This window comes from Aliiglaciecola lipolytica (assembly GCF_018860635.1).
Taxonomy (GTDB): domain Bacteria; phylum Pseudomonadota; class Gammaproteobacteria; order Enterobacterales; family Alteromonadaceae; genus Aliiglaciecola; species Aliiglaciecola lipolytica_A.
The window spans coordinates 73,542-89,036 of the sequence record NZ_JAHKPT010000017.1; the positions used below are offsets into that span (position 1 = coordinate 73,542).

Consider the following 15,495-nt stretch of genomic DNA (forward strand, 5'->3'; position numbering starts at 1 on the left):
TAATGGCAGCTAAAGTAAGACATGAAAAGACGGCTCAAGTTAGCATCAGGTTAGGCCTAAGCGAGCACAGAGATCTAATGCATGCGGCTGAGCAGGCTGGTACAACGCTGAGCGATATAGCTCGCGAGCGTATTCGTTTGTCTGCTAAACAGATTGAATTATCTTCACAGTTGTTACAGCTTGAAAAACGACTGTTGCAGAAAGTATTTGATATTTGCTGTGCCGTTGCAAATCTTGATGAGGCCGAAAAAAGGGACGCGGCTAAGACTGTGAATCAAATGCGAACACAGAGAGGCAATTCAAAATGAATGAGTTGCGACCAAAGAATTGGTCGCGCCTTTTTGGCGTGACCTGCTGTTTGTCTCTATTAATTAGTATCGTGGCATTACCAATATTGATTTTTGGATTTGGTAATCAGGCTCAGATATCCGAGCTGTTAACTTATGCGATTGATCACACAACCTGTATTGCTTTTTATCAAAATTGCAGTAGATTTGCTTTTGAGCTTTCCGCGTTATCTATCGTTACAATTAGCGTACCGTTGATTGCGTTGATAATTAGCCTGAGCATTTCTACTTTTTTACTTAAGAGTTACAAACCTATACCGCAATATAGGCACTTGTCAGGCCCTATAGTACTTAGAGGACGAAGCGCCATTCAGCATGCTAAAAAGTGGCGGAAGAAAGAGTCTGGGTTTGGCGGAATAAAACTCCATCCAAAGATTGCCATGGGGATAATGCGGGAGTTAGGAAATATTTTCCTTTTTGGACAGCAAGGAGCAGGTAAATCTACGATTATCAAATTTCTATTAGAGCAGCTACTTAAGCGCAACGATTCGTTATTCATTTATGACGAGAAAAGGGAATATACCGAGCAGTTCTATACTGGTGCCGAAGTATTGGTCAGCCCCAACGACAAACGCGGGGCATGCTGGGACTTAGCTAAAGACATCACGGATGAAGCTTCCGCAAAAACCGTAGCAAATGTCTTAATCCAAAGCTCTACTCAAGACAAATTTTGGACTGACGCAGCCCAAATAGTGTTAACCGGTGTGCTTATCACTTTAATGAAAAAAGGAAAAAGTTGGAGCTGGATTGACCTAAATAACCTGGTTTTTAGCGATGCTCAAACCTTACATGATGTTTTTAGTATTCATTACAAAACAGGGCTAAACCTTGTTGAACCTGACAGTAAAACAAGCCTTTCTATACTGACTACGTTGACAATTCAGCTTGGTTGGCTTCCTGGTTTAGCCAATCAATGGAAAGATTGCTCAGAATCATTTTGCCTGAATGATTGGCATATGTATGGTAGTTGTAAGCGTCTAATCGTTGCCGGCGACCCAATGGCCTATGAGATGTCTTCAGCTTTATGTTCAGCCCTCCTTTCTTTATTAGCTAGCAAAATAATTGCGTCTCCAGATTCCGGTACGCAAAGGTTTTGGTTTGTCTTGGATGAGCTTGGCAATATGCCAAAAACCGAATCGCTAAAAAAGTTACTTACACTTGGAAGATCAAAAGGGGTTAGGACAATTGCTGGAACTCAAGCTGTCTCTCAGCTTCGGTCGATCTATGGCAATGATGATGCTGAAACAATATTGAGTCTTTTTAGCAATGTTATTGCCTTACGAACAGGGCCGATAGGTGATTCTGCAAAAGTAGCAAGTGAAAGTTTTGGTTCAAAACGGGTTGAGCAACGCGTTAAATCATACGATAGCAGCGGTAAAGAATCGATTAGTTTTCAGCATTCTGATATGCCTGCCGTCAACATGGAGGAAATCGTTCATTTGCCTCGCTCAAGTCGCACAGTTTCGGGCTACCTGTTAATCAATGGTTATGAGTCTGTCTACCGTTTAGATTGGCCAATCCAAAAACGGAAAAAAATTGCTGAAGCGTTCATTTCTAAGAGTCAGAATCAGAAAAATCCAGAAGAATCCGTACCTGTAAAAACAGAATCAAAAAATCGCCTTAGAAGAGGGAGGGGCGTCTCATGATGACAATTGCTGGAATAAAAAGCATTGGTTATTACCAAGATTTAGCAACCGAAGACTATTACGTAAAGGGAGGTGAGCCTCCTGGAATTTGGGCTGGCATTGGCGCAACGGAACTAAAGCTACAAGGGGTTATTGAAGACAAGAACTTTGCAAATGTTATGGCGGGTTATTCACCTAACAAAAAAGTTGCACTATGCCAGAATCCGGGTGAAAAGCATCGACCGGGATGGGATCTCACTTTCAATGCGCCTAAAAGCGTTTCAGTGCTTTGGGCGCGAGCTGGCGAGCAAACTAGAGCAATGATACAAGAAGTCCAAAAACAGGCGGTACTCAGTGCGTTAAAACTGCTAGAAGATAACGCAGCCTTTACCCGTAGAGGTTCTGCTGGCAGCGAATTTGAGGCTGTCGAAGGCTTAGTTGCTAGCTTGTTTGAACATAGCACGAGTCGAACTCAAGACCCCCACCTGCATACACATTTAGTGATTGCTAATGTAGCGCCAAGGTTAGACTGCACGTGGGGTACAATCGAGTCTAGGAGCTTAATGCTTTGGCAAAAGGCTGCTAGCTCGATGTACAGAGCTTCATTAGCAGAGGGATTGCGAAACTTAGGTTATCAAATTGAAAAAGACAAAGAAGCTTTTCGAGTTGTTGGAATACCAGATTCAATATGTAAACACTTTTCAAAGCGCTCTGAGCTAATTAAGTCAGAGTTGGCGAAGCAACCAAAAGTAAATCGAAGATCCAAATCAGCTGATATTATTGCGCTTTCTACTCGTCAAAGAAAAACTGAAATAGACAGACCTTCTTTGTTTTTATCTTGGGCTAAAGAGATGAATGAAATGGGCTTTACCAAAGCTGATTTAGACAAAGCTGATTCGTTAAACCATGATTTAGCATTTAGCGATATTGAAAGTCCTATTCTTGATGAATCAACTATTAAGAGCATTTTAACTGAGAGCAAGTCTGTTTTTCGTGCGCAAGATGTGTACGAATTAGCAGGAAAATTAGCTATTGAAAATGCTCAGTCGGAGCAAACTGCAAGTGCCATTGCGCAAAATACCCTACAATCTAAGCACTCTGTATTTCTCTGTAGGGATTGGAAGAATAACGCTTTGTTTACAACAAACAAAGTGATTGAAACCGAACTGTCATTGAAAAACTTAGCAGTTCAACTTTCATCAAGTAACTCACACGAATTACCCCAATCAGCTATTGAGTCAGCCGTTGAAAATATGGGTATTGTACTCTCAGATGAGCAATTGGAGGCAGTCTATTCAGCTTGCGGTGCGAGTCAGTTAACTATTATTCAAGGCTCAGCTGGTGCAGGTAAGTCTGTATCTATGGGTTGTGTTGCGAATGCTTATAGAAATACTGGAAGTAAAGTCATTGGAACAACCATTGCACGTGCTGCTGCTAATAGTTTACAAAGCGAAGCTAAAATTCAGAGTCATACAATCGCTCGCCTTTTACATGCATTAGATTCTAAAACAAAGCCTCTCACAAGAGGTGATGTACTTATAGTTGATGAAGCAGGACAAGTTGGAACTATGTACCTGGAGCAGATTTTATCGCATGCTGCTGAGATTGGCTTTAAAGTAGTATTAGTTGGAGAAGATAAGCAGCTAGATGCCATAGAGCATGGCGGAATTTTACGTTACTTGTCGCAACCTGAAATCGTCGGTACTACCCGTGTTGAAACAATACGACGACAAACTAACAGCTGGGATAGGCAAGCGGTGGCAGACTTTCGAGATGGTTATGCTAGCCAAGCTCTTACTCAATATGCAAAACGCAAGCAACTCACTTTTTCAAAAGACGAAGATTCGAGTAAACAGGATTTGATTTCTGCTTGGCAAAATTATCGACTACAAAACCCAGATAAAAAATCGATGGTTATTGCGCAAAGTTGGAATGATGTTCTTCAGTTAAATAGTCGTATGCGCCACGAGTTGCAAACGGAAGGTGTCGTAGGACAAGAAAATATCGACGTTAAAGGTACAGTAAGCGACCGTGACATAGACTTTCAAGTATCAGTTGGTGAACGTATCAGGTTCACCAAAAATGACTATAAACGCAGCTATACGAATGGTGATATCGGAACAGTAACTAAAGTCCAACTTATGGATGATGGCGATGTGTGGATTAGAGTTGCACTGGACTCAGGTAGGCAGACACAGTTCATGTTATCAGACTACTGCAATGATGAAGGCCGTGTCTATTTAACTCAAGCCTACGCTCAAACTGTCTACTCAAGCCAAGGGCTTACGATTGATGGCGATGTGTTTGTCTATTACACCGAAAATATGGATCGTGCTCATAGCTATGTTGCTTGCTCTAGGCATAAAGACAAAGCCCATATTTTTGCTAACGCAGAAGAGCTAAGGGATTTAATTCCGTCTGACTTTGAGCATGCTCCTGTAGCGGTCGGTCTACGTGAAGCGCTAGCAGCTCAAATATCTCGGAATAACAGGCCTAAGCTCGCAATTGAATATTTAACAAATGACCAAATATCATCACTTAATTTAGAAAAGCAAAAACAGTATGAACTTGCATTTTATTAGCTACATAAGATAATAACGAGGAATGTCTTGAAGCTGGGACAATCTTGTTATCGTAGCATCGACCCACTAGTGACGGTACGATACCAAACCTGATACCATCTACACGAGAATAATTAGAGTTTTTGAGTATAAACGTTGAATGTAATTGATTTTTTTAGTGGCTGCGGCGGGGCAAGCAAAGGATTAGAACAGGCTGGTTGTAATATCTCATTAGGGATAGATTTCGAACCGAATGCTGCTTCGACTTATAAAGCCAATTTCCCAAACGCTCAGTTTATTTTAGATGACGTTAGAAATATAACAGTTGAAGATATTGTGACTAAAGTTCCCAATATAACCGAAGAGCCTTTGTTAATATGTACATGTGCTCCTTGCCAGCCATTTTCCAATCAAAACAATAAAAAGTCTGATGCTGATATTAGAAGAACTCTTTTAGATGAAACACATCGGTTTATATTAGCTTTAAACCCTGAATATATATTGCTTGAAAATGTACCAGGAATGCAAAATGTTAACCCTAATGTTGAAGGGCCATTTTGTCGCTTTCTATCTTTCTTGTCAAAAAACGGCTACCAACACTTAAAATTTATCGCAAAGTCAGAAGAATACGGCGTACCACAAAAAAGAAAAAGGTTGGTTCTATTAGCTAGTAGACTAGGAAGAATAGAGGAACCAGCGAAAACACACGGTGTAAATGGTATTCCATACGTTACAGTTAGAGATGCAATTTTTATGCTACCAGCACTTCGCGCGGGAGAAGTATCTGAGGAAGATCCAGTCCATAGATGCTCGAATTTAGATTCTATCAATCTTGAGCGAATTAGTTTGACACCTGAAGGGGGAGATCGAAGGAATTGGCCAACCAGATTGATAAATAAAGCTCATAAAGATTATGACGGGCACTACGACACATATGGGAGGATGAGTTGGGACAAACCATCACCCACGTTAACAACAAGATGTAATGGTTACTCTAATGGTAGATTTGGTCATCCAGATGTAAATCAAAATAGGCCAATAAGTATGAGGGAAGCTGCAAATATTCAAACATTTCCAAGCGACTATATTTTTTCAGGTACACTTACTTCTATGGCCAAGCAAATAGGAAATGCCGTACCCTGCGAGTTGGCTAGAAATTTTGGTTTAGCAATTTTAAATCATTTTGATCGCGTTCAGGAAGGACATGAGTAATGGCTCAGATTAAAACAAAAGCAAGAGCTTTGGATATGTTAGGTAGGCAGCAAATAGCAGGTATCCCAACAGCTTTAAGTGAGTTATTTAAGAATGCACATGATGCATATGCAGACAACGTAGAAGTCGATTACATACGTAAAAGGAACCTTTTAATTCTTCGAGACGATGGTCTCGGAATGACTCGTGATGAATTTGAAGAGCGATGGCTAACAATAGGCACAGACAGCAAATTTGTTGATGAAAATAGCATTGCTTTACCTGCAACAAATATATCGAAAGCCCTTCGCCCTGTTATGGGCGAAAAGGGTATAGGCCGGCTATCCATTGCAGCTATAGGACCTCAGGTATTAGTTTTGACTAGGGCAAAAAGAGAGGATGGTTTATCGACCCTAGTTGCGGGCTTTATAAATTGGACTTTATTTTCGCTTCCTGCTTTAGATTTAAGCGATATAGATATCCCACTGATTGAAATTAGAAATAATCAAATGATAACAAATGACCAGTTTTTAAATTTGTTATCGCAAGCGAAAGAAAATGTAAAATCATTAAATAATAAAATATCCCAAGATAAAATTGACACCGTTATTCATCAGATCGACTCTTTTGAGTTCAATCCTGAAGTCTGGTATCGAAACTTGAAAAATTTTGATGCTAAAGTCGATGACCAATTAGAAAGTGATGGTATTACATCGAATCGAAAGCTCTATTTAGATGAAGACGGTTTTGGAACTCACTTTGTTATATCCCCAGTAGATGAGATCTTAAATGAAGAGGTTGAAGGCGACTTAACTTCAAAGGCTGCGACAGACCAGGCATCTCGTTTAGAAAAAGCTTTGCTTGGTTTTACCAATACAATGGACAAAGATAATAAACCACCCATTTTGGCTCGTTTTAGAGACCACACAGCAGATGGCTCAATCGTCGATAGGATAAGTGAATCAATCTTTTTTACTCCACAGGAATTTGAGCAATCTGATCATCATATCAAAGGCTCATTCAACGAATTTGGACAGTTTACAGGTACAGTAACCATCTATGGTGAAGAAGAAAAAGAATATGTCTTGTCTTGGCCTGAAGGACTTAACAAGCCTGTATTTTGTGGACATTTTAAGATTAAATTGGCTGTCATTATGGGAACGGCCAGAGAATCAAAATTACCAAATGCTTTGTGGCAAGAAATTTACCATAAAACCAACAAAATCGGTGGGTTGTACATTTATAGAGATGGGATTCGTGTTTTGCCATATGGTGATTCAGATGTTGATTTTTTGCACATTGAGCAAAGGCGGAGTAAAAGTGCTAGCCAAGCTTTCTTTTCATACCGTAGGATGCTCGGAAGTATTGAACTTACTAAAAAAAACAATTATGCATTGCACGAGAAAGCTGGCCGGGAAGGGTTTATAGAAAATAAAGCTTATAAACAATTTAAGTCAATTTTAGAGAATTTCTTTATACAAGTAGCACGTGATTTTTTTAATGAAAAAGGTGACCTTTCAGAACAATTTGTACAAATAAGGTCAAGACATCAAGAAGCATATGACTTACTTAAAAAGCGAGAAAACCTTACAAGCACCAAGAAAAAAAGGCTGCAAGAGCAACTAGAAGTGTTTTTCAAACGTTACGATAACGACTATTGGAGCAGTCGACTAACAAGTATATCTGAGAAAATTAATTATAAATTTAAAGATTTTGATGGGCAATTTGAGTCTGTCGATGATTTTATTTTTGAAGTTCAAGAAATCTTATCAAATGGACTAAAACCATTAGTAAATAATCTAAATATTACGTTTCCAGCAGGAGTAGGGTTTGGTAAAGCGCTTACAGATCTGTGCGATATGTATAAAGTTAAAAAAGATAAAATCCAAAGCAATATTAATGAGTTAAAGGCAAAAACTGAAAAGCGTTTGGTAGAGTTTGAAGATAAATTTGGAAACCGAACAGGGATGCGTAGGCGTTTCAGTGACTCAATCGACTCGCAAACTGAATATCAACAAAAACAACTTAATGCAGTTTATAACAAAGCTAATAAAGTATTAGAAGAATTAGAAGGCTGGGCTAAGAGTGAAATATCTAAGAATAGAGCGATAGCCAAAGAAAACTTAGAACAGGTGAAGCATGATTTTTCTTCTGTAAGCTTTAACGAAAAATCAACAGATGAGTTATATGAGCTGAAAGCCTCTCTTGAAGGGAAAATAACTGAAACTGCAAATATGGTTCTTGAAAAAGTAGAGCATATAGCTGATCAAATACAAACAATCAGAGAAGGTAATGAGCAAAATTCAATATCAGGAAATAAACTTACTGAAGTTATTGAGTCGGAATATGAACATCTAAAAGAAGTAAATGATCAAAATTCTGAAATGGTACATTTAGGTATGGCGATTGGAATTATACACCATGAGTTTAGCGGGAATGTGTTAGGGATAAGGCGAGCATTGAAAGAAATGCAACCTTGGGCAAGTAAAAATGAAAAGCTCAATTTGATATACCAAGATATTCGGAGCGGTTTTGAGCACCTTGAAGGTTACCTAAAAGTGTTCACACCACTCACTAGAAGATTAACTAGAAAGAAAGTAACGATTACAGGTAAAGCGGTATCAGATTTTGTTAATAGTGTTTTCTGGGATCGTTTAGCCAATGAAAAAATTCAATTGAAGGTAACCGATAAGTTTCTAGAGCAAAGCATTATAGGATTTACCTCTACCATATACCCCGCAATCATAAACCTAATCGATAACTCTATTTTTTGGCTCGGCAAAGCTAGTGGAGAAAAAGTAATAACGTTAGATGCTACTAATACTGGTTTTATTATTAAAGATTCAGGGCCTGGTATTCCTACCATAGATAAAGAAAATGTGTTCGAATTTGCTTTTTCTCGAAAGGCTGGCGGACGAGGAATGGGTTTATACGTGGTAAGAAAGACACTAGAAGATGAGGGATTTGAAATATCTTTAGCACCATATAACCCCAATGAAGGTGCTAGCTTTACTATAACACCCAAACTAGAACAAGATTCAATCAATGCAGAGGCGTAAGGGATGACACCAGTGTTAAGTTTTAAAGAAAACTCAAAAATGATTGCACAGCACTTTTTACAATCGGTAGTTGCCGTTGATGACAACATTAGATTTAAAGCAAGACCTGCTTTTGATGATGAAAAATTAGCTGAGCCTGATGATACTGGTTTTGGTGAGTTTGAAGCTGATGATGATAAACAGCAAGCAACCACAGCTCTTTCTCATGAGCTATATTATCAAGATTTATCTCACGAATTTGCAAGTAAAGGAATTATATGTGGTGGTTTTTCCCCTGAAGGTGACGTCGATTCTTCATTGCAAGCAGTCGTAAATACCTCTAAGAATGCAGATATCACTATATTAGATTGGCAAATGGAAAAAGCTGGCCCTGATGGAAAATTTGCAATAGATACAACACTTAAAATATCTGAGATTGATATTTCTGAAGGTGGAAGAACTCGATTGATTTGCATATATACAGCTGAAAATGCTGAAGATGTTGCTGATATACTTGTAAAATCACTTGTTGGCTTACACTCAAAATTAGAAGAAAGGACTATTACGTTTGAGTTACCCGAACTAACTCATTGGAAAATAGAGGTGGTTAATAAGGCTGATAAACTAGAGGTTGAGTTATGTGATTTTTTGATTAACTCTTTTGCTAATCTTACGACTGGATTATTGTCGAACGCTGTCGTGTCTTCGATAGCATCAATTCGAGATAATACACATAATCTTTTACATAAGTTTAATAGCACTCTTGATCCTGCATATGTATCCCATATTTTAGGTTTGATCTCATCACCTAAAATGAGAGAGCAAGCTCATGACGTTGCGTTCGACTACGCTGTTGAATTAATTTCTGAAGAGCTTAAATCAAGTTTACAGATAAATGAAAAAGTTAAAGGTAGTCTATCTAAAAAGATCATAAATGCTTGGCCTGATTTTATTGAAGTAGATGACCTTAAAAAATCATTTTTCTTGGAGTTATCTGATGAGGAGAAACTAACCTTCAATAGAACGCAGATGAAGCGGCTTTTATTAGCCGATGATTTAAAAGAGACCCTAAAAGAAATAGGTATGGAAGCCAGTCAAAAAAACATCGTAGCTAGTCAAAAAGCTAAAAGATTGTTGGCTAGTGAATCAAACCAAGAAAAGATTGACCCTATTCTAAATAGTAATAATGCAATACAAGTTAAACATCAAACGCTTAAACCTATAGAGCGTTTTGAAAGAGAAGCAATTCAATTATCAATAAATGAACCCTCGGAAAAGCCTTTGCTGGACTTATGTTCAATTGAAAATACGAGACGTTCCCAGGAAATTTCGTTATGTAGAGCACCCTCATTGAAGCAGGGGACAATATTAAAAAATGAAAAGACAAGTGAATATTATATATGTATCCAGCCTTTATGTGACAGTGTTCGCTTACAAAGGACTACAAGCTTTACATTTTTGCAAATTTCTGAGGTTACGGAGAAGAAAGGAAAGTTTACACATGTAATAAAGAAAGCAAACAATGAGCACTTAAAGCTTTTTATTTCTTGTAAAGCAACTACTGTACGAACGTTAGATTTTTTACCAGATACTGATAGTAAGGTTGTTTTATCATTTTTAGAAGATCGTCAATATTTCTTCGAAAATTCCACTAACATTCGCTTTGAATGGTATGGCGAGCTTAAACAACTTATTACTCAAGACATTGTTAATAATTTGGCAGCTCAAATATCTAGAGTGGGGAGTGATTCATTTGAATGGTTAAGACAAAAGCAACTTTAGGGTAATGTCATGTCTCATGATCAATATTTCAAATTGGATTACGAATACTCTAAGAAAGATATATATAAGTTGTTATGTGTACCAATCGAAAAGCAAAGAGGTAACTGGGACACTGGCTATACTCAGTATAATAATATATGGTATTTGTTTGTGAATATTGGTGCTTCTGGCCGCACTGGACATAATTACAAAAATGAAAAAGTAGGTAATAAGTTTAAGTGGTATGGTAAAGGAGGTTCAAAGCTCTTACACCCCAGTATACAAAGCTTATTATCTCATAATGCTAACGTTTGTATTTTTTACCGTAATGACTCAAGAAAAGAGTTTACATACGGTGGGCAAGTCTTGGCTGAAACATATAAAGATAGCTCTCCTGTCGAAATCATATGGAAGCCAATAATATCCAAAAGTGAAAATTTCTATTACCCTGATGAAATTCAAGAACCTTTGAAATACTTTGAAGGCACTAAGGCTACTATCTCAGTCAACGTATATGAAAGAAATAGAAAAGCTAGAGACAAATGTCTGGAAATATACGGGTTAAGCTGCACAGTGTGTAATTTTAATTTTGGAAAAGAATACGGTGAAATTGGCAAAGGATATATTCAAGTACATCATTTAGTCCCTCTGGCTAGCATAGATAAATTATATGAGCTGGATCCAATAAGAGATTTAAGGCCGGTATGTCCTAATTGCCACGCAATGTTACATAAACTTTCTCCACCTTTATCTATTTCTGAACTTGGTAACATTCTAAAACAGAAGAGTAGGTAACATAAGGATATGTAATGAGAGAAATATTCGAAAAGCAATTTAAAGCATTTTGCTATGCTAGTCAGCCTCTAATACGTACCATCAGTAATGGAATTAATTTCATCGAAAACTGAGAGCCTGTAACAGATTCTGTGTAACTGCCATTTAGTTAATATGCTTTTCGAGGCGTTCCTCGAACTCAATAATAAAACGACTCATCGCCTGACGCCAGTTTTGAATCGGCATCGACCATTTCTTATTGGCGTCTTTAATGGCTAAGTACACCATTTTTCTCGCAGAATCGTCGCTAGGGAAGATTTTCCGTTTCTTGATGGCCTTGCGGATAACGCTGTACAATGACTCAATGGCGTTGGTCGTGTAAATTGCCCTGTGGATATCCTCAGGGTAGTTGAACAAGGTGTTGAGGTTATGCCAGTGCGTACGCCATGATTTAGCGATTTGAGGGTACTGGCAATCTCATGTTTCAGCAAACCGTTCAAGCTCAAGCGGCGCCTCATCTTCGGTTTTAACGCGTTTGCTGCTCTTACCGTTGCGACTGTACGTAGAGATGGACTTTTTATGCTTCTCATAGCCAAGTTGCTCATCCATTTCTGCGTTCACTGCCGCTTCAACAGTGATTTTCTTCAACATCTGACTGAATTCGTTTAAGTCCTCAGGTGTTTTAATTCCCTTGGCCGCTTCCTTTACGAAAGCTTCAAGCTCTTTCTTGTTCATATTCATCTGCCTATCCTTAACTCTCTATAGAGTAAATTGTCAGATAGGCAGTTACACAAAAATAGTTACAGTCTCAAAACTGACCCACTGAGACCCGGGTGAAATCTTTACCAATTTGCTAGTCGACTATACCCTTCCTTTATCCATATCACTTTTTCGTACAGAAAACGTTTTCAGACGAATATTCGCACTCCTCACAAATTTCGCTGGCAGAAAGGTCACTTGATTACTGATTTACAAATATAATCCACCATTCTTCCCGGTTGCGGCGTTTTCTACGCATAATTCCCTAGAGTGAAAGTCAAAATGACATTGGTCGTTATTAAGCATTCATTGAAGGCGCAGCCTTTGCTAGATGCTTACGAAAATTAGACCTGAAGAACTAGTAGTTATCCATTTTTCAATTAGTGCTGTCGACTGAGCCCAAGGTGTTTCTTAAAATCATCACTTTCGGACTTGTTGATTTGCACTGGTATAAACTGGGCTCCTAACTTTTCGGCTATCCTCACTCTGTGTCTTCCACCAACAAACCCCACTGCCCATACAGTTTCTGGTTTTCTTCTTAATAGAATTTGTAATAGATTACGCTTCAAGTCTCTCTCGCTGAAACCGATTCTAGGCATATCCATATTGTATTTTTCGCAGTTTTGTATATCAACATAGCGAGATAATTTCTCTTTAGCCCATGTGTCAGCGTGAGGAACCATAGGTATGGCTGGATCAACACACAATGCAATAAATTTTACTAAGGGTACTTCAACCACATCTATTGACTTAGCAAATTGTTGCATTGTGAGATCAGTTTTCCACTCTAAATATGGATATTTCGCATCATTGGGTAGAGGTATTCGATACAAATCATCCGACAGTTTGATGATTTTCATGTTGTTAAGCTTAGACATTTTTCTTCCTTGATAAATTTAAGTTCACAATCAACTTATCACATTTTAAAAAAAACACCCTTGTAGATAATTAAATATTCACGAGGGGAGTTAATTGGTCTGCTAACTGTTGATGAGCTATTTTACGTTCATTAAAAAAAGCATCTCGGTTGTAGATTCCCTCAACTCCTTTTTTCACATGATTAATGCATTTTTCTGCAACTTCTGAACGAACTTTATTCTTTGACATCAATGTTCTCGTTGTTCGCCGTAAATCGTGAATAACAAAGTACTCTATGCCCGCAGTACCTAAAACATTACCGGTACTACTTTTTAATTTACCTGTCTTTTTACCAAATAGATTTGTTAATGCATGGTTTAAAGTATCATCTGAAATATATCCTCGCCGCTTGCTTTTCCGACGAGATGGAAATACATAGGGTGAGCCATTGGATCTATGTTTCAGCTCGTTGAGCCATTCACCAGCTTGCTTTGGAATTGGTATATCTATAGCTACATTATTTTTAGAGCGTTCTTCCGTAAGCCGCCAAATAGTATTATTGTCAAGCAGTTCATCCCACCTTAAAGCAATCAACTCCCCTTTTCTTACCCCTAAAACAACTAATAATGCGACAGCTAAGTAATTCTCTCGACTAAAGTGTGCATGATTCTTTCTCATAGTGTGAAAAACAATTTTCAATTCACCCAAGGAAAGCGCTCGCTCTCTAGATTTTTCAGTACCTCCAGCATGCTTAGTTTTGAATGCCATTGCTGGATTGTGATGTATTAGCCCAAGAGTAACTCCATGATCAAAAAGTTGCTTAAGATAGGTAAGCGTATCATTGACTATTGTTGGCCTGGTGGTTTTCTTGCGCCCTTTCACAAATTTCAAAACACTTCGGATATCTAAACCAGTAATCTCATTGAGAGAGATGCCACCTATTTGGGGTTTTATCTCTTGTTGATATATTCGGACAGGTATCTTTGGATGTTCTAATCGGCTAGCTATGTCATCCAACCAATCTAATGCGAGGTCATTGACAGTGTTATATATACTTTGTTTTGCTCGTTTTTTCTCTGCTAACGGATCTGATCCTTGATTAACAATAGCTCTCGCTTTTGCTAACTCATCTCTTGCATCCGAAAAAGGTAATTTATCTGGTCTTTTGCCATAAGTTCCCAGCGTCATACGCTTAGGTTTATTGTGAGTTTTGTATTGATAAACCCAGGTGCCAGTTCCCTGAGCACTGATCCTAAAGTACAGATTTTTCTCTATGCGGGTGAAGCTCTCAATGCCAGTATTTAATAACGCCCTTATAGTCGCATCATTAATTTTACCTGATTTGATTTTACTTACTATTTCGAAATGTTTATTTGATGAATTCAATATGATTGACCAAAAGTATGACAGATTTCGAAACCCTACATCCAAGAGTAATACCTGTCAAACCTTCTGTCATACTTTAATTTTAATTTAACTAGATTAAATCAGATTGTCTTAAAGCAATAACGCGCCACTAATCATTGATTAATAATGAAAAAATAAGCTACTTTAATCTTGTTTAATAATCATTCTATATTCTGGATCTGCTCGCGCATTTGCTCAATCAACACTTTCAATTCCACGGCTGATTGGGTGATGTCAGCGTGGATGGATTTTGAGCCTAGGGTGTTTGATTCGCGATTGAATTCTTGCATCATGAAGTCGAGTCTTCGGCCGCATGCGCCGCCTTTATTGAGGATGTTGTGAGTTTCGCCAATATGGGAGTTGAGTCGGTCGAGTTCTTCGGCGACGTCGACCTTTTGTGCAAGCATGATCATCTCTTGTTCTACTCTGCCCGCTTCAAGTTCGATTTTTGCTTCTTCGAAGCGGCTTAATAGTCGCTCTTTTTGCCATGTGATGATTTCTGGCATTCTGGCGCTCACGATTTTGACTTGTTCTTGTATTCCTTCAAGGCGTTGTTCAATCATTTCTTTTAAGTTAACACCTTCTGCCGCGCGAGCTTGGATGAAGTCGTTGAGAGTGTCGTCAAAGCCTTTCATTATGTCGGTTTGAATGCTGTCCATATCGGTTTCCACCGTGGCAATAACGCCAGGCCAGCGCAGGATATCGACGGGGTTTACGCCGCTTGATTGGCCGTGAGATTGTACCCAGTCGGCGGCTTTTAGTAGCTGTTTGGCAAGATCTTCATTAAGACTTAGCTCGCCTGCTGCTGCATCGTTGGGAATATAGCGTAATGCACATTCTACTTTGCCCCGTTGAAGACGTTTTCTAAAACGTTCTCTTAACATTGGCTCGAGTGAGCGAAACTGCTCTGGAAGGCGGAAAAAGGTTTCTAGGTAGCGTTGATTAACCGAGCGAATTTCCCATATTGCGGTGCCCCATTCTGCTTTTATTTCGTTGCGGGCAAATGCTGTCATGCTATATATCATGGGTATTCCTCAATAATTTAAATTTGAATGCTGGCATAGTTTACGCGTTATTAACAAAATTCGCAGTGGTTTTTGTTATTCGCAGCTAAGCCTTTAGGCCACGGGATTTGCGCTGAAATCTTGAGGGGCTAAAGCCGCCTCCTACAGGG

General features: G+C 38.6%; 11 protein-coding genes and 1 pseudogene. 7 read left to right on the top strand and 5 right to left on the bottom strand.

The features are described from left to right. The first annotated feature begins 2 nt into the window (after window positions 1-2). The 7 genes from KO530_RS07160 to KO530_RS07190 all read left to right on the top strand — a co-directional run bounded on the left by KO530_RS07160 (window position 3) and on the right by KO530_RS07190 (window position 11,318). Window positions 3-308: a hypothetical protein gene (locus KO530_RS07160; RefSeq protein ID WP_216047731.1), complete on the top strand. Its 306-nt coding sequence runs from the start codon at window positions 3-5 to the stop codon at window positions 306-308. After that, window positions 305-1,993 carry a type IV secretion system DNA-binding domain-containing protein gene (locus KO530_RS07165; protein WP_216047732.1) on the top strand — a complete coding sequence of 563 codons (1,689 nt, stop codon included), beginning with the start codon at window positions 305-307 and terminating at the stop codon, window positions 1,991-1,993. Before KO530_RS07160 ends, KO530_RS07165 begins: the two co-directional genes overlap by 4 nt. Beyond that, complete coding sequence (gene mobF / locus KO530_RS07170; RefSeq protein WP_216047733.1) at window positions 1,990-4,554, top strand: MobF family relaxase; 2,565 nt, start codon at window positions 1,990-1,992, stop codon at window positions 4,552-4,554. The genes KO530_RS07165 and mobF overlap by 4 nt, the downstream gene beginning before the upstream one ends. Window positions 4,555-4,689: 135 nt before the next feature. Next, window positions 4,690-5,745, top strand: a complete 1,056-nt coding sequence (locus KO530_RS07175) for a DNA cytosine methyltransferase (RefSeq protein WP_216047734.1) — start codon at window positions 4,690-4,692, stop codon at window positions 5,743-5,745. Further along, a complete protein-coding gene (locus KO530_RS07180) occupies window positions 5,745-8,783 on the top strand; it encodes an ATP-binding protein (protein WP_216047735.1) in 3,039 nt (1,012 codons plus the stop codon). Before KO530_RS07175 ends, KO530_RS07180 begins: the two co-directional genes overlap by 1 nt. Before the next feature lie 3 nt (window positions 8,784-8,786). Further along, on the top strand, window positions 8,787-10,544 hold the full coding sequence (locus KO530_RS07185) for a response regulator receiver domain (RefSeq protein WP_216047736.1): 1,758 nt from the start codon (window positions 8,787-8,789) through the stop codon (window positions 10,542-10,544). A gap of 9 nt (window positions 10,545-10,553) precedes the next feature. After that, window positions 10,554-11,318 (top strand): DUF3427 domain-containing protein, encoded by a 765-nt coding sequence (locus KO530_RS07190; RefSeq protein WP_216047737.1) that lies wholly within the window; start codon window positions 10,554-10,556, stop codon window positions 11,316-11,318. Between the two features lie 144 nt (window positions 11,319-11,462). On the opposite strand, the pseudogene KO530_RS21910 reads toward KO530_RS07190, so the two are convergent. From KO530_RS21910 to KO530_RS07210, 5 genes and pseudogenes are all read right to left on the bottom strand, one after another. Further along, window positions 11,463-11,774: pseudogene (locus KO530_RS21910) on the bottom strand (transposase); the annotation flags it as partial. Then, window positions 11,775-12,032, bottom strand: coding sequence for a transposase (locus tag KO530_RS22285; RefSeq protein ID WP_436792295.1), 258 nt, complete (start codon window positions 12,030-12,032; stop codon window positions 11,775-11,777). A 404-nt stretch (window positions 12,033-12,436) separates the two neighbouring features. Further along, the gene (locus tag KO530_RS07200) at window positions 12,437-12,934 is read right to left on the bottom strand and encodes a hypothetical protein (RefSeq protein ID WP_216047738.1); all 498 of its coding nucleotides are present in this window, start codon (window positions 12,932-12,934) and stop codon (window positions 12,437-12,439) included. 70 nt (window positions 12,935-13,004) lie between these two features. Further along, complete coding sequence (locus tag KO530_RS07205; RefSeq protein WP_216047739.1) at window positions 13,005-14,300, bottom strand: tyrosine-type recombinase/integrase; 1,296 nt, start codon at window positions 14,298-14,300, stop codon at window positions 13,005-13,007. A gap of 182 nt (window positions 14,301-14,482) precedes the next feature. Continuing rightward, on the bottom strand, window positions 14,483-15,346 hold the full coding sequence (locus KO530_RS07210; RefSeq protein ID WP_216047740.1) for a YicC/YloC family endoribonuclease: 864 nt from the start codon (window positions 15,344-15,346) through the stop codon (window positions 14,483-14,485). Window positions 15,347-15,495: the final 149 nt, after the last annotated feature.

Excerpts from the sequence above, each read along its gene's own strand:
- KO530_RS07180 (WP_216047735.1), top strand. The coding sequence starts at position 5,745 with ATGGCTCAGATTAAAACAAAAGCAAGAGCTTTGGATATGTTAGGTAGG.
- KO530_RS07165 (WP_216047732.1), top strand. The coding sequence starts at position 305 with ATGAATGAGTTGCGACCAAAGAATTGGTCGCGCCTTTTTGGCGTGACC.
- KO530_RS07190 (WP_216047737.1), top strand. The coding sequence starts at position 10,554 with ATGTCTCATGATCAATATTTCAAATTGGATTACGAATACTCTAAGAAA.
- mobF (WP_216047733.1), top strand. The coding sequence starts at position 1,990 with ATGATGACAATTGCTGGAATAAAAAGCATTGGTTATTACCAAGATTTA.
- KO530_RS07210 (WP_216047740.1), bottom strand. The coding sequence starts at position 15,346 with ATGATATATAGCATGACAGCATTTGCCCGCAACGAAATAAAAGCAGAA.
- KO530_RS07160 (WP_216047731.1), top strand. The coding sequence starts at position 3 with ATGGCAGCTAAAGTAAGACATGAAAAGACGGCTCAAGTTAGCATCAGG.
- KO530_RS22285 (WP_436792295.1), bottom strand. The coding sequence starts at position 12,032 with ATGAACAAGAAAGAGCTTGAAGCTTTCGTAAAGGAAGCGGCCAAGGGA.
- KO530_RS07185 (WP_216047736.1), top strand. The coding sequence starts at position 8,787 with ATGACACCAGTGTTAAGTTTTAAAGAAAACTCAAAAATGATTGCACAG.
- KO530_RS07200 (WP_216047738.1), bottom strand. The coding sequence starts at position 12,934 with ATGTCTAAGCTTAACAACATGAAAATCATCAAACTGTCGGATGATTTG.